The organism is Fictibacillus nanhaiensis (assembly GCF_049537595.1).
Lineage (GTDB): Bacteria > Bacillota > Bacilli > Bacillales > Fictibacillaceae > Fictibacillus > Fictibacillus nanhaiensis_F.
The window spans coordinates 108,333-122,652 of sequence record NZ_JBMULM010000004.1; the positions used below are offsets into that span (position 1 = coordinate 108,333).

At 43.9% G+C, this 14,320-nt stretch carries 13 protein-coding genes; all 13 read right to left on the reverse strand.

Annotated elements, in window-relative coordinates:
• Positions 1 to 26: 26 nt before the first annotated feature.
• The 13 genes from ACOZ9X_RS17385 to ACOZ9X_RS17445 all read right to left on the reverse strand — a co-directional run bounded on the left by ACOZ9X_RS17385 (position 27) and on the right by ACOZ9X_RS17445 (position 14,315).
• Positions 27 to 1,694: a M4 family metallopeptidase gene (locus tag ACOZ9X_RS17385; RefSeq protein WP_423419306.1), complete on the reverse strand. Its 1,668-nt coding sequence runs from the start codon at positions 1,692 to 1,694 to the stop codon at positions 27 to 29.
• A gap of 225 nt (positions 1,695 to 1,919) precedes the next feature.
• Positions 1,920 to 2,066 carry a lmo0937 family membrane protein gene (locus tag ACOZ9X_RS17390; RefSeq protein WP_137791095.1) on the reverse strand — a complete coding sequence of 49 codons (147 nt, stop codon included), beginning with the start codon at positions 2,064 to 2,066 and terminating at the stop codon, positions 1,920 to 1,922.
• A gap of 309 nt (positions 2,067 to 2,375) precedes the next feature.
• Entirely contained in the window at positions 2,376 to 3,686 is a 1,311-nt protein-coding gene (gene murA / locus ACOZ9X_RS17395; RefSeq protein WP_205724957.1) for a UDP-N-acetylglucosamine 1-carboxyvinyltransferase, read from the reverse strand.
• Positions 3,687 to 3,716: 30 nt separating this feature from the next.
• A complete protein-coding gene (locus ACOZ9X_RS17400) occupies positions 3,717 to 4,463 on the reverse strand; it encodes a YwmB family TATA-box binding protein (RefSeq protein ID WP_423419307.1) in 747 nt (248 codons plus the stop codon).
• A 109-nt stretch (positions 4,464 to 4,572) separates the two neighbouring features.
• Positions 4,573 to 4,806 (reverse strand): DUF1146 family protein, encoded by a 234-nt coding sequence (locus tag ACOZ9X_RS17405; RefSeq protein ID WP_423419308.1) that lies wholly within the window; start codon positions 4,804 to 4,806, stop codon positions 4,573 to 4,575.
• Between the two features lie 722 nt (positions 4,807 to 5,528).
• Complete coding sequence (nuoN, locus tag ACOZ9X_RS17410) at positions 5,529 to 7,061, reverse strand: NADH-quinone oxidoreductase subunit NuoN (protein WP_423419309.1); 1,533 nt, start codon at positions 7,059 to 7,061, stop codon at positions 5,529 to 5,531.
• Positions 7,062 to 7,064: 3 nt separating this feature from the next.
• Complete coding sequence (locus tag ACOZ9X_RS17415; protein ID WP_423419310.1) at positions 7,065 to 8,582, reverse strand: complex I subunit 4 family protein; 1,518 nt, start codon at positions 8,580 to 8,582, stop codon at positions 7,065 to 7,067.
• Positions 8,579 to 10,447, reverse strand: a complete 1,869-nt coding sequence (gene nuoL / locus ACOZ9X_RS17420) for an NADH-quinone oxidoreductase subunit L (RefSeq protein ID WP_423419311.1) — start codon at positions 10,445 to 10,447, stop codon at positions 8,579 to 8,581. The genes ACOZ9X_RS17415 and nuoL overlap by 4 nt, the downstream gene beginning before the upstream one ends.
• Before the next feature lie 18 nt (positions 10,448 to 10,465).
• On the reverse strand, positions 10,466 to 10,780 hold the full coding sequence (gene nuoK / locus ACOZ9X_RS17425) for an NADH-quinone oxidoreductase subunit NuoK (RefSeq protein WP_066398890.1): 315 nt from the start codon (positions 10,778 to 10,780) through the stop codon (positions 10,466 to 10,468).
• The gene (locus tag ACOZ9X_RS17430; RefSeq protein WP_066398893.1) at positions 10,777 to 11,289 is read right to left on the reverse strand and encodes an NADH-quinone oxidoreductase subunit J; all 513 of its coding nucleotides are present in this window, start codon (positions 11,287 to 11,289) and stop codon (positions 10,777 to 10,779) included. Before ACOZ9X_RS17430 ends, nuoK begins: the two co-directional genes overlap by 4 nt.
• Positions 11,286 to 11,705, reverse strand: coding sequence for an NADH-quinone oxidoreductase subunit NuoI (gene nuoI / locus ACOZ9X_RS17435; RefSeq protein WP_423419312.1), 420 nt, complete (start codon positions 11,703 to 11,705; stop codon positions 11,286 to 11,288). Before nuoI ends, ACOZ9X_RS17430 begins: the two co-directional genes overlap by 4 nt.
• A 511-nt stretch (positions 11,706 to 12,216) precedes the next feature.
• Positions 12,217 to 13,218: an NADH-quinone oxidoreductase subunit NuoH gene (nuoH, locus tag ACOZ9X_RS17440; protein ID WP_066398898.1), complete on the reverse strand. Its 1,002-nt coding sequence runs from the start codon at positions 13,216 to 13,218 to the stop codon at positions 12,217 to 12,219.
• The gene (locus ACOZ9X_RS17445; protein ID WP_137791104.1) at positions 13,215 to 14,315 is read right to left on the reverse strand and encodes an NADH-quinone oxidoreductase subunit D; all 1,101 of its coding nucleotides are present in this window, start codon (positions 14,313 to 14,315) and stop codon (positions 13,215 to 13,217) included. The genes nuoH and ACOZ9X_RS17445 overlap by 4 nt, the downstream gene beginning before the upstream one ends.
• Between the last annotated feature and the right edge of the window lie 5 nt (positions 14,316 to 14,320).

A 14,320-nucleotide genomic window follows, 5' to 3' on the forward strand; every position in this document is an offset into this window, starting at 1 on the left:
GAAGACCAGGGTTTTCGCATTAAAATTTAGTTGACACCAACCGCATCATACGATTTTTTAACCGCTGCTACTTCAGGAGATGTTGCTCCATAAAGGTCAGATGCTGATTGCACAAGAGCAGCTCTTGCTTGGCTAAAGTTTGAAGAAGCTGTTAAGTACACTGTGTTCGCACGGTAGTAGATCGCTCCTACTTTTTGGTTACCGATCGCCGGAACCGTCACACCATAATGCGTTCCACCGACTGCCAGCAAGTATGCCGCTTTGTTGATGATACCACTGTTGATGTGGACGCCACCGTTGTCACCCGTTCCTGTGTAGCGAACCGAGTAATGATCAGGATCTTGATATTTTGCCGGATCGCTCATAGAACGAAGAGCGTCATTCGGCGTTCCTGGTGTGTAGATATCTTCTCCGATCTCATAGTCCGGATTGTTATTTTCATGATGCTCAACCAGCGTACCAAAAATATCAGACATCGCTTCGTTCAACGCACCAGATTCGTTTTGATAGATCAGATCAGATGAGAAATCTGTTACAGCATGTGTTAATTCATGCGCTACAACATCCAATCCACCTGACAATGATACGAACGTCGTACCGTCACCATCACCGTAGACCATCTGCTGTCCGTTCCAGAACGCATTGTTATAGCTACGGCCGTAGTGAACCGTTGATTTTAATGCTGCTCCTTTATTGTCATACGAGTTGCGGTTGAAGACTTCTTTATAATAATCGTACGTTGCACCAGCATAATAATGAGCATCTACAGCCGCTCTGTCATAAGTCGCGTTCAGCTTATTATCCGCATCTGCCCAAAGTGTGCCAGGGAGCTGCTGACGGTTCTTCGCATCGTATGTAAATACACCGTTGCCTCGCGTGTTATCCTGCAGGTAGTACGTACCGTTTGATAATATAGTGTTGAGTGATTTCGTATCGCCAAGGACACCTGTTCCTGTACCAATTGCATTCGTACCTACTAAAGAGCCTCCACCCGTTGGCGGCGCTTTTTGGTCTCCATGCGCTTCATCCAAGTCGTTGTAAGAATTTAAGATCTTACCTGATACAGCATCTACAAAATAATTATAGTTACCTGGTTCAGGCGATAAGAAGTTTAAGTTCACCAAATACGCATAATTCGCTTTATCTCCATTTGTATACACAACAAGTTCAGATGTTGGATCTGCTTCATATTCAGGTGTGAAACCGAGGTCTTTAACCGCAACGGTCACTGCTTTTGTCGCTGTGATCTTTTTGGCAAAGCCTAACCCTTGTTTACCTTGAAGATCTGGTGTAACGGTTCCTGAAAATACAACGAGCTCTCCCTTTTCGTTAACATGCGCCACTTGTGTTGCGCCCCAGATCGGAACCCCTTTATAAGTCTGTTGAATTCGCACCAATTGTCTGCCTAACTCATCTTTTGTAACAGATTTAACAACGAACGAATCCTCTGCTTTTTGAGTTCCTAATTTAAACGTTTTTGATTCTTTTTGAAGATAATTGAATACTACTTCTTTTGCTGATTTTGAAGACGCCTCAGACAATTTTCCTGAAACGAACGATGGTGTACCCGTTAAGGTGTTCATCTTTTTAGTTGATAAAACATTAACTGGTACCTCTGCTGATGCTTGTCCTGCTGCTAACGGACTTACTGCAAGTCCAAGTGCCAAACCCCATACTGATAATTGCTTTTTCATCCCTTCCCAATCCCCTTTGCTTCAGTGAATTTTAAAGCCAGTGGATTTATAATAGCACCTTTCGTTTTATTTTCAAACTATTCTTAAAATTTTGATTATATCGTACTATTTTCTAATTTTTTTCAATAAAAACAGGAATTAGGAACTGTTTTTTTGTGTTCATTCGAGTTAAAGGACGAAATTTCACCATTAAAAAAAGCTGGCTATGAAAGCCAGCTTTTTCAGCTATTTCGATTTTCGGCCTTTAATAAAATTTAAAACAAAAACGATCAAAGCGATAACGAGTAAAATATGAATGATACCGCCAGCTACTTTAAAAATAACACCTAATAACCAAAGTACGACTAATATTCCGATAATGGTCCAAAGCATGAGTTCGACATCCCTTCCATAAAATAAAAAAGTATAAGTATATGGTTTAGATTTCCCGAATACGCTTTGAATTAAACAGAAGTTGCTCCTAAAATCATGATTGCCGGTGGAAAAACCTTATTTATAGGTGGTTAAAGATAAATCATCGGTGATAATAAAGTACGCACAGGTGGAACGACATTCTTTTCAGGTGCTCATCACCTCTTTACCGGTGAACGTGTAACAAATATAAAAACACGTACCGTAAAAACTCAAATTAAAACAGAAAAACCCTTTCTCAACATGAGAAAGGGTTCGCTCCAATGAAAATTATGCTAAATTACTTTTTAATGATTGCTCTTTGGCAGGTGTTGTTTTCACATCTTCGTTTACACGCTCGATGTCAGCACCTAACGCAGCCAATTTTCCAGTAAAATCAACGTATCCGCGGTCGATGTGCTTCAGTTCTGTTACACGCGTGTAACCGTCAGCGACAAGCCCAGCAAGTACCAAAGCTGCACCTGCGCGAAGGTCAGTTGAAGCAACCTCAGCACCTTGCAGATTTACAGGTCCGTTGATTACAGAAGAACGGCCTTCGATCTTAATATCACCATTCATGCGACGGAACTCTTCCACGTGCATGAAACGGTTTTCGAATACAGTTTCCGTGATTACGCTTGTTCCGTTTGCACGAAGCAATAGCGCCATCATTTGCGACTGAAGGTCAGTCGGAAATCCTGGGTGAGGCATTGTTTTAATATCAACAGGTTTTAATTCACGAGGTCCGCGAACACGAAGTCCGTTTCCTTCTTCTTGAATCTGTACACCCATCTCTTCCATTTTTGCGATTAAAGGACGTAGGTGTTCTGCAATAGCATTTTCAACTAAAACGTCACCTTGTGTAATAGCTGCAGCTACCATATACGTACCCGCTTCGATACGGTCTGGAACTACTGTATGCTCAGCACCAACAAGTTCTTCAGCTCCGACAATGCGGATCGTACCTGTTCCTGCACCGATAACTGTAGCACCCATCGCGTTCAGGTAGTTAGCTAGACATACGATTTCAGGTTCTTTTGCAGCATTTTCGATGATAGTCGTTCCTTCAGCAAGTGTTGCAGCCATCATGATGTTCTCAGTAGCTCCTACACTTGGGAAGTCTAAATAAATCTTTGCACCTTGCAAGCGGCCATCAATTTTTGCTTCGATAAATCCGTTACCGATCTTTACTGTTGCACCCATCGCTTCAAATCCTTTTAGATGTTGATCGATCGGGCGTGATCCAATCGCGCATCCTCCTGGAAGTGCGATACGAGACAATCCAACACGAGCAAGCAATGGTCCCATTACTAGGAATGATGCTCTCATTTTGCGGACATACTCAAATGGTGCTTCTGTTTTTAACTCACTTGTAGCATCAACAGAAATTTCTCCGTTTTCAAATGCTACATCAATATTTAAATAACGTAATACTTCGTTAATCGTAAACACATCAGCTAGACTCGGCACATCTTTAATTGTGCTTTTGCCCTTACTTGCTAAAATGGATGCTGCGATGACAGGAAGTACGGCATTCTTAGCTCCTTCAACTCGAACAGAGCCTTCTAACCGCCTACCACCACGGACAATGATTTTTTCCAACGATATTCCCCTCCGCGTCCAATTTGTATATTAATATTCAGACGTAATTATTGGTGTGCCAATTGTGACAGTTGTTCCGCTGCCCAATCCTTCAGATCGCAATGCCACCTGAAGATTCATTTTATGATGATGACCGGTATAAATCGCTTGTTCCCACTGCTCAGTATATGCAGAAAGCGACACAAACGTCTCTTCTTTTAGTTCCTCGACAGGATCACCAGAAAAGGCGCGTACCAATTCATTTGCTTGCGAATACAAATCAACCACCATTTTATCACCGTATGTACCGGTAACACAAGAGAAAATTTTGGGATTTCCTCCAATTGATTGTTCAACCCGGCTATCGATCAAGTTCTGGATTTCTTTCCAATTTTGATTTGTATTTACAAGTCCTTCAACCGCATAAATAAAATACGATGCAGATTGATCTTTTTGGGGGTATGTAATGACGGTCATTTTCTCTCTAACCCCGATGTCATTACGTTCAAATAATCCGGTCATTTTAGAATGTCCGGCTTCATCTTCAGTTACCACCCAGTTAAATTCAGGATAATTACGTTTAAGCTCTTCTGCTTGTTTTACATACCCTAGTCCTTTAGATGTAAAACCTGTTTGACCACGAAAATACATAGTCCATTTGTCAGGCGTTGCTCCGCTGTCTTTTAGAACGTCTATTATATGTGTAACTTCGTTTGTTTTTTCATCTGTTTTTGCATATCCAGAAGTAATCATAACTAATAGCAAAATCGCTGTAATCGTCATCGTCCATTTTTTCATTCCCCAGCACATCCTCTCTATTTCTCATTGTTGCCAATGAAACAGAGGATATCCGTGGAAGTTGTAGTCATATTCCGACAAATCCACTACTTCTGTAAAAGTTGTGCATTCACCCAAATAGCTGACCGAGATTTTTGGAATACTGTAGATACTTTAGAAAAAAATCACTCGCTATGCTTGCTAAGCTGATCACTAGAAGTATGTATAACACTCTAGCTTGCATGACCTTACCTTTTTTGATCCATTTATCAAAATGAACGGCCTGCAATGCCCACCAAGAGATCACGAGAAACAATAGATGTACGATGATATGTAACAAAGCTTGTTGTCCGATTGGAATCATTTAAAAGTCTGACCTCCTCATTACATATTTCGACATCTTAAGCATACGTCTTTCCCAACATTTTAGATAGATACTTTTTCCCTAGTAAGGTGTTTTGAAAGCCTTTTCTTTCGATAAGTTCAAAAAGTTGTAACGACTAATAAATGTCAATCTGGAAACATAGTCGTTTCACTATGATTAGACGAAACAAAACGTAAGAAGTTACGGTAGTTTTGGCTTATTTTTGGGGATTTTTTTCAGGTGGGTGAGTGTTACTGTTTAAGAAAGTTGTTGATTTCCGTTTCAGATGCTCGCTTTCCGCGGGGCAGGCGGTGAGCCACATTCGTTCGTTTCACTCTTAAGTGTCTCACCTGCCCACCTGTCCCGCAGGAGTCTTGCATCTTACACTTCAATCAACCAACAGTCAAAGTAGTAAATAAAAAGCTTTAAAAGCAAACAATCTTTTAGAAAGCAGCCATTTAGGAGAAGTAAATATAGATGAATGTTCTCTCTCTAACTGCTATCCATTGATACGAGGCTGGGTATTCATAGTGATAATTCAAGAGATTCTTCAATTAATTCTAGAAATTCCTTAATTAATCCGGCGAGTTTATAGCATATATCGGCGAATCTTCAAAAATCAACAACGATTGATTACGGGATACCCCTTAAGAGAAACTAAAAAAGCCCACCACCCCTCCAACTAAGGAGAGGGTTGATGGACTATGATTTGAGCTCAACAATCAATGATCATGTGTATGAACTTCCGTTTCGATCCGCATGAAGAATTCATTCACATCAAAGTTTCCGTAAAAGAAATCCAGTGCGAGATCTGGCATAACCCCTAAGATAAGAACCGATGCTGCACAGAATGCGAGCACGGCAGCCATTCCCCCTGGGATTGAAACCTTCGTTCCTTCACTGTCACGGAAAAACATGATTGCAATGATATTAAAGTAATACACGTACGAAACGAGCGTGGTTGCCATCATTACAGCAGCCAGCCAATATTGTGGTTGTTCAAGTCCAAGCGCTCCCATAAAGATTCCAAACTTACCGATAAATCCTGCTGTGATGGGAATCCCTGCAAGCGAAAGAATAAAGAACGTCATCGGAACAGCGAGCCACGGTGAGCGACGGAATAATCCGCGGAATACGCCGATATCATTTGAACCTTCTTGACTCGTTAACAGTTGAATGACAGTAAACGCGCCAATATTCATAAACAAGTACGCCAGCAGATAGAACCAGATCAGTTCGAAGATTAATGACGAATTTGACACGAACGGTACTAAAATGTAACCTGCTTGTGCGATAGACGAATACGCAAACATTCTTTTTATATTTCGTTGACGAAGCGCCGTGACGTTACCAATGATCATGGTTGCTGCCGCCAACACCATCACATACGGCTGAACTTGCAGCAGAATCGGTTCACTATCAATTCCTGGAGCGGAGATGAAACAGATGATAATTACCCGCAGCAAGATCACAAAGCCTGCAGTTTTCGATACGACACTCAAGAAAGCTGTAACAGGAACAGGTGCACCTTCATAAACATCAGGTGCCCACATGTGAAGCGGAGCGGCCGCAATCTTAAACGTAAGTCCTGCAAATGTGATGATGAATGCAAAGACGATCAGAAAGCTGTGCTCTAACAGCTCAACGTTCCCCATATTTTCTGCAATCTTGAACAGGTTCGTCTCTCCGGTCAGCCCGAAAATATAACTCATTCCAAAAAGGGTGATAGCGGTCGCGATTCCGCCAGATACAATATACTTAAACGCTGATTCATTGCTTCGTTTATTGCGCCTCTCGAGCCCAGCCATAACATAGGAAGAAAGTGAAAGAAGCTCAAGACCTACGAACAATGTGATCAAGTCAGCGCTCGACGCCATCATCATAGCTCCTAATAATGCTGCGAGGAGCAAGTAATAAAATTCTCCCCGGTTTTCCTCTAGATCTTCTTTTTTATAATTAGAAGAAAGAACGATCACTAATAGCGTTCCTAACAAAAGCAGAATCTTGAAAGCTTTCGAGAACGAATCAAGTCTGTACGTATCATACAGAATGGATGTTACTTCAATATCGAGCTGCATAAAAATGGCGATGAGGGCAGCTAGAATACCTGCTCCAGCAAGCCAGGCTAGAGGCTTCCTGCTGAATTCTTTTTTCATAAAAAGGTCGATAACAGATAAAAGGGTCGCAACACCTAAGATAATAAATTCAGGAAGCATGACGCTCCATCTAAACGATAATAAAGTATCTAGATCCATGATTTAGCCCCCTAACCCTAGCAGAATGCTATCTAATGTCGGACGGAGCATATCACTTAACCATGCAGGATAGATGCCGATGAACAAAATCGCTGCAAGCAAGATAAACGCCGGAATTCGTTCAGTTGATGAAAGATCATGTGCGTTCGTTAGTTCTTTTTCAGTACCAAACGTGATCGCCAACACCGCGCGCAGCACGTAGACCGCTGTTAAAATCAGGCCTAGCGTTCCTACAGCTGCTAACACGGGCATGGTCTCAAACAAGCCTAAAAATGCCATGAACTCGCTGATAAAACCAGACATTCCCGGTAGTCCTAATGATGCGAGTCCCCCTGCGAGCAACACACCTGCAAAGATCGGCATCCTTTTGGCGACTCCACCAAAGTCTTTTAACTGAGATGAACCGGCGCGTTCGTACAGAACACCTACCAAGAAGAACAATAGCGCCGATATCAATCCGTGTGAAACGACTTGGAACACGGCACCCGTCATACCCGCTTCGTTTAATGCGGCGAGCCCGATCAGAACGATTCCCATATGCGAGACAGATGAATACGCTAAGACGCGTTTCATATCACGTTGTGTAAGTGCTAAGAACGCTCCGTAAAGAAGGTTGATCACACCGAACAATCCGATGATAAAAGCGAGCGACTCAAACTGATCGGGAAACAGCCCTGCTCCAAAAACGATCAAGCCGTACGCCCCAATTTTCAAAAGAATCCCTGAGTGGAGCATCACGATCGGCGGTGGTGCCTGAACGTGGACCCTCACCATCCAAGAGTGAAGCGGTGCGACCGGCAGCTTGACGGCAAACGCGAGAAGAAGTGCGATCAGCATTCCCATCTTAAAATTCTTCGTGATGTTCATATCACTCAGTTCAGATTGCGGAAGCGAGAACGTGTAACCCAGCTGCTCAAAATTCATCGTTCCCGTCTTCATAAACATTGCGACGAACGCGATCAAAAGAATGGCTGAACCAACCCCGTTATAGATCAGAAAACTGTAAGCTGCTTTTTCTTTTTCAAGGTAACCCCAGCGTCCAATGAGGAAGAACATCGGAATGAGCGTGATCTCAAAGAAAATAAAGAACAAAAATAGGTTTTGGGCGGCGAACACGCCAATCATTCCCATCTCCAGTAGGAAGAACAATATGAAGTAACTTTTCCAATCTTTTTTGATCGAAAAGGATGCAATGGCAGCAAGGACACTCACAACCGTTGTTAATAAAATGAGCACCATCGATAAACCGTTAACACCGACTTCGTAAAAAATTGGATAGCTCACGTCACCATTCGTTTGAAAGACTTCATAAGACACCCACTGAAACTTTTCTGCAAGCTGAAGGCCGTCGCCCGATTTATTAAAAGCAGACAATGTAACGAGTGCGGTACCTAGCGGAAATAGTGTGCCTAATATCCCGATCCATTTGATCGACTTCTCATCTTGAGACGGAGTAAACATAAGAACCAAAACGCCTAACAATGGGGAAAGAATTAAAATCGATAGAAGCCATGTATTCATGTGAAGTACCCCCCTGTTAATGCGACGATCAGCAATAAAATCACGATGCCAAAAATGGCGAACGTCCCATACGTTTGAACCTGCCCGTTTTGTAGACGCGAGCCTACCTTACTTAACCCTTGAACGCCACTCACAACAGCTGCCACGAGTCCGTCCACGATATATCTATCAAATAAGACGCCAAGTTTGCTCAAACCCTTCGTTCCTTTTATTAAAGTTGCGTCGTATCCTTCATCAACGTACCATTTGTTGTAGATCACGTTGCTGAGCCCTGGTAACGAGCGGGTAATCCAATCACGGGAAAGTGTTCCTTTTTGGTAGATCAGATAAGCTAGACCGATTCCTAAAAGAGATGCGGCTGTCGCAACAATCGGTATCCAGCTAGGACCGTGATGATCTCCATGCGCAAGTTCAACCGGACCTTCTGCTAAGTAATCCGTTAAAAACGTGCCGAACCACGCTGTGTTCAGATAACCTGCCACGATTGCTAGAACACCTAAAACCATCATAGGAAGCGTCATGACACTTGGTGATTCATGTACACCACTCTGATCGCCACGCGGTTTCCCTGTAAACACAATGAAAAATAGACGGAACATATAAAACGCCGTCATGAATGCTGCAATGACTGCCAGCCAGAACAATCCGTAACGACCATCCGCGTAGGTACTTGCTAGGATTTCGTCTTTTGAAAAGAAACCGGATAATAGCGGAACTCCTGAAATGGCTAGAGCACCGATCAAAAAGAGAGGTCCTGTCATCCGAAGCTTTTTCCAAAGTCCGCCCATCTCTTCAATATTTTGTGTATGTACAGCATGAATCACGCTTCCTGCAGCTAAGAACAATAGCGCTTTAAAGAATGCGTGCGTCGTCAGGTGAAAGATACCTGCCACATAACCGGATGCACCAAGTGCAAGCATCATGTACCCTAGCTGACTGACCGTTGAATACGCCAACACGCGTTTGATGTCTTTTTGCATAAGACCGATTGAAGCTGCAAAGATTGCCGTTACCCCACCTACTACAGCAACGACTGTTAAAGCGGTTTCTGAAGCTTGGAAGAGCGGATACATCGCAGCGACCAAATACACGCCGGCCGCGACCATCGTTGCCGCATGGATTAGCGCTGATACGGGTGTCGGACCTTCCATCGCGTCCGGAAGCCACGTATGAAGAGGCAGCTGACCTGATTTTCCGATCGCTCCTACAAAGATACATAGTGCTGTAAGAGTGAGCATGCCTGATGATATATCACCATTTCGAACAGAAGCAAAAATTTCGTCATATTCAAAACTACCAACTTGCCAAAATAGCAAAACCATTCCGATAAAAAGACCAACGTCCCCGATTCGGGTCATCACAAAAGCCTTTTTCGCCGCGGCTTTTGCTTCCGGTTTAAAATAGTAAAATCCGATCAACAGAAATGAACCAAGTCCAACAAGCTCCCAAAACATATAGAGCTGTAATAGATTGGGAGATAGAACGAGTCCGAGCATCGCAAACGAAAACAACCCTAAATAGGCAAAGAACACAGGAAACCTTTCATCGCCATGCATGTATCCTTTTGAATAAAGATGTACAAGAAAACTGACGAGTGAAACGATCACAAGCATAAGAGCATTAAGCGGATTGACTTCATATCCCATCGTGATGGCCCGCTCACCAATCTCGAACCACGTGTCTTCCACCTTAATTCCGTCTCCTTGCCACACCGCCATCCAAACCCCAATGGATAGAATGAGCGATAACCCGGTTAGAAGCACACCGATCCATGCGGTGCCCTCACTTTTTGATTTTCTGAAAATCAGCAATAAAACGAAGGATAAAAGCGGGAACAACGGTATAAGCCAACTATTCTGCAACATAATCGTCCATCTCCTTCCTTATCGCTTCATCGTATCCATCTCATCCACGTTAACCGTCTGTCTGTTGCGGTACAGTGCTATGAGAATCGCAAGTCCGACTGCTGCTTCTGCCGCAGCAACCGTAATCGTAAACAGCGAAAAGATCTGACCTGTTAAACCAGGATTTATAGAATATTTGGCAAATGCCACGAGATTAATATTTACAGCATTCAGCATCAATTCGATAGAAATCAGTACGATGACCGCATTCCGTTTGGTTAATGCGCCAAACAAACCGATGCAAAACAGGATCAAGGCAAGCGTCAAGTAAGCTGCTAAAGGAACAGAGCTCATTTTTTTGCCTCCTTTTCATCGTCATCCCGCTTTGCCAGAATGATAGAACCGATCAAGGCCACAAGCAGCAAGACAGAAGTTAACTCGAACGGAATCACATAATGCGAATACAGTTCGATTCCGATCTTTTTCGTATTATCGATGTGAAGCTCTGCGTTCTGCTGACCAAAATCAAGGTCTTTGATCTTGCCGTACATGATCAAAAAGAAAAGTCCGATCGCAAGCCCGGTTAAGATGACTTTCAACCGTGGTGCACGTTTTTCTTTTTCCTGATGACGCGTGAGCATGATTCCGAACAGCATGATGATCGTGATAGCGCCTGAGTAGATCAGCACCTGCACGACTGCTACGAACTCTGCTGATAGTGTGATGTAGATACCTGCAATGGCAATGAACGTAAAAATAAGAGCAACAACCATATGAACGACATTTGATAGGTTAATAAGAAGAACGCCGCCGGCAATAGCTGTTAAGGCGAGAAAGAAAAATGCGATCATTTCACCGGTCATGCTTTGTTCTCCTTTCTAACATTCTCGTCGTTCTCATCGAGCCACTCGAGGTTTTTGAAAAGTTCATCACGGCTGTATTCAGCAAGCTCAAACTGATTCGTCATGACGATCGCTTCAGTCGGACACACTTCTGTACACAGGTCGCATAGTATACAGATTTCAAAGTTGATGTCGTACGTGTCGATGATCTTCCCTTTTTTCGAAGGATCGGGATGCGACTTACCCGTTAACTGGATGCAGTCGGTCGGGCAGATCTGCGCGCATTGGTTACAGACGATGCATTTTTCGGGATAAAACTTTTGGATGCCGCGGAAACGGTCAGGCATCTGGATCGGCACGTCTGGATAGCTTGTTGTGACGTTTTGTTTTGTTAGGTTTTTGACGGTATAGCTTAAACCTTTTACAAGACCTTTCATCCTGAGATCACGCTCCTTATGCGTTGGTCTTTCGATTGATAGAGCATTGTTTTAGCTTTGCGCTGGTTATTGTGGGTGTTGGTTTCCGTTCCAGGTGTTCGCTTTCCGCGGGGCAGGCGGTGAGCCACATTCGAATGTTTCACATTTAAGTGTCTCACCTGCCCACCTGTCCCGCAGGAGTCTCGCACCTTCCACTACAACCAACAGTTCAAAGAAGTTAGAAAAAGATTAAAAAGCAACAAGGTTCTTGAAAAAAGCTTTATAGAATGACCTTAGCCATCGCTTTGAATTTCGAAGGTCGGGCTATGAAGTGTTTGGATGTATTGCAAACATACTTCCTCGAATACTTGATTGGAGCGCAAGGTGCGAGACTCCTGGGGGATCAGCGGGACAGGTGAGACTCTTAATAGTGCAAGGCACTAAGAGGCTCACCGCACGCCCCCCGGAAAGCGAGCATCCTGGAGCGGAAATCAACACCCTCAAAAAACATCAGTAGTGCTGTAAAGCTCTTTTATAAAAACAGTTCCTTAACTGCTGCACTGACGAAGATGTTTAGCAGTGCTAGCGGCAGTAGGACCTTCCATGCAAAGCCCATCAGTTGATCGGCGCGGAGTCTTGGTAGTGTTCCGCGGATCCAGATCATGAAAAATACGACGATGCTGAATTTGACACCGAACCACAACATCCCTGGAATGAAATCTAAGAACGGAATAGGGTTCCAGCCTCCTAAGAAAAGAACCGTTGTTAAGGAAGCCATTGCAAATAGATACACATATTCTGTGAGCATGAAGAATGCCCACCGAAAACCTGAGTATTCGACGTGATAACCGGCAACGAGCTCTGACTCTGCTTCAGGCAAGTCGAACGGTGTACGGTTTAGCTCTGCGATGGAAGAGATCAAGAATACGAAAAATCCGATCGGCGTTAAGAAGATGTAAGCAATGTTTTCTTGGCCTCTTACGATATCGTTTAAGTTCAGACTGCCTGCGAAAAGAATTACTCCGATCACGGAGATAACAAGCGGAATTTCGTATGAAATCATCTGTGCGGCAGCACGCATGCCGCCGAGTAACGAGTACTTATTGTTTGATGCCCAACCACCCATTAAGATGCCGATCGTTGAGATTCCTGAAACGGCTACGTAATACAGAAGGCCGACGCCGAGGTCTGCGAACTGCATATTTTCTGAGAACGGAATCGTCGCGAGCACCATGAACGCTGGTGCAAATGCGATGACCGGAGCCAATATGAACAGTGGTCGATCAGCTAGTTTCGGTATGGTGTCTTCTTTTATCAGAAGTTTAAAAACGTCCGCAACGGTTTGTAGGAGACCGAATCTTCCCCCAACCCGGTTCGGTCCTGTACGCATCTGCATGAACCCGAGCACTTTTCGTTCGGCTAGAATCGCGTAGGTTACGAACCCGAGAACCGTGACAAGTAATGCCGCGCCAAGCGCAAAGAAGATGGCAACATGCGTCCAGCCGGGCTGTGCGTATAAAAGATCCTCCATCAGCCATCAACCTCCCCGAGAACGATATCAATCCCGCCTAAGATGGTAATCAAGTTGGAGATGTTTTCACCGACTAAAAGTTTTGGCAGAATCTGAAGGTTGTAAAATGATGGCCTGCGAAACTTCAAGCGGTACGGTTCTTTTTTTCCTTCTGACGCGATGTAACAGCCTATCTCTCCGCGTGGCGACTCGATCCGAACGAACGCTTCTCCTTTAGGTGGCTTGATAATTCTTGGCACTTTTGCCATGACCGGACCTTCTTCTGGAAACTGCTCTACCGCTTGTTCTACAATCTTGAGTGATTCTTCGATTTCTTGCATGCGGCACTGATAGCGCGCCCATGCATCGCCCGTATGAAAGACCGGTACATCAAAATCAAAACGGTCATAGATCGAATAAGGCTCATCTTTTCTAAGATCCCAGTTCGTACCTGTGCACCTTAAGTTTGCGCCGCTTAATGAAAAGTTCAGTGCTTCTTCTTTCGTGTAGTAGCCGATTCCTTTTACACGGTTCAAGAAGATTTCGTTGCCTGTCACAAGGTCGTGATAGCCAGCAAGCTCTTCTCTCATATACGGAACAAAGTCACGAACTTTCTCGATCCAGCCTTCTGGTGCGTCCCACTTCACACCGCCAACACGCATATAGTTGAACGTCAGGCGAGCGCCACAGATCTCGTTCAGCATATTGATGATGGCTTCTCTTTCACGAAACGCGTATAGAAATGGACTCATCGCCCCGATATCTAATAAATATGTACCGAACCAGACGAGATGGCTTGCAATACGGCCGAGCTCCATCACGATGACGCGCAAATATTCCGCTCGTTCAGGAATTTCAAGACTCATCATCGTTTCAACCGCGTGGCAGATTACATAGTTGTTCGTCATGGCCGCTAAATAATCCATGCGGTCTGTGTATGGAATAATCTGCGTGTACTGAAGGTTTTCTGCTAATTTTTCGGTACCTCGGTGAAGATAACCGATCACTGGCGTGGCTTCGATGATCGTCTCTCCGTCAATTTTTAGTACGATTCGAAAAACACCGTGTGTACTCGGATGCTGAGGCCCAACGTTGAGGAGCATCTCTTCTGTTCTGATCAATGTCT

What these genes read in the sequence shown, in the direction of transcription:
- nuoK (WP_066398890.1), bottom strand. Translation starts at nt 10,780, where the DNA reads ATGAGCTCTGTTCCTTTAGCAGCTTACTTGACGCTTGCCTTGATCCTG.
- ACOZ9X_RS17415 (WP_423419310.1), bottom strand. Translation starts at nt 8,582, where the DNA reads ATGAATACATGGCTTCTATCGATTTTAATTCTTTCCCCATTGTTAGGC.
- nuoL (WP_423419311.1), bottom strand. Translation starts at nt 10,447, where the DNA reads ATGTTGCAGAATAGTTGGCTTATACCGTTGTTCCCGCTTTTATCCTTC.
- ACOZ9X_RS17400 (WP_423419307.1), bottom strand. Translation starts at nt 4,463, where the DNA reads ATGAAAAAATGGACGATGACGATTACAGCGATTTTGCTATTAGTTATG.
- ACOZ9X_RS17385 (WP_423419306.1), bottom strand. Translation starts at nt 1,694, where the DNA reads ATGAAAAAGCAATTATCAGTATGGGGTTTGGCACTTGGACTTGCAGTA.
- ACOZ9X_RS17405 (WP_423419308.1), bottom strand. Translation starts at nt 4,806, where the DNA reads ATGATTCCAATCGGACAACAAGCTTTGTTACATATCATCGTACATCTA.
- nuoN (WP_423419309.1), bottom strand. Translation starts at nt 7,061, where the DNA reads ATGGATCTAGATACTTTATTATCGTTTAGATGGAGCGTCATGCTTCCT.
- ACOZ9X_RS17430 (WP_066398893.1), bottom strand. Translation starts at nt 11,289, where the DNA reads ATGACCGGTGAAATGATCGCATTTTTCTTTCTCGCCTTAACAGCTATT.
- nuoI (WP_423419312.1), bottom strand. Translation starts at nt 11,705, where the DNA reads ATGAAAGGTCTTGTAAAAGGTTTAAGCTATACCGTCAAAAACCTAACA.
- ACOZ9X_RS17390 (WP_137791095.1), bottom strand. Translation starts at nt 2,066, where the DNA reads ATGCTTTGGACCATTATCGGAATATTAGTCGTACTTTGGTTATTAGGT.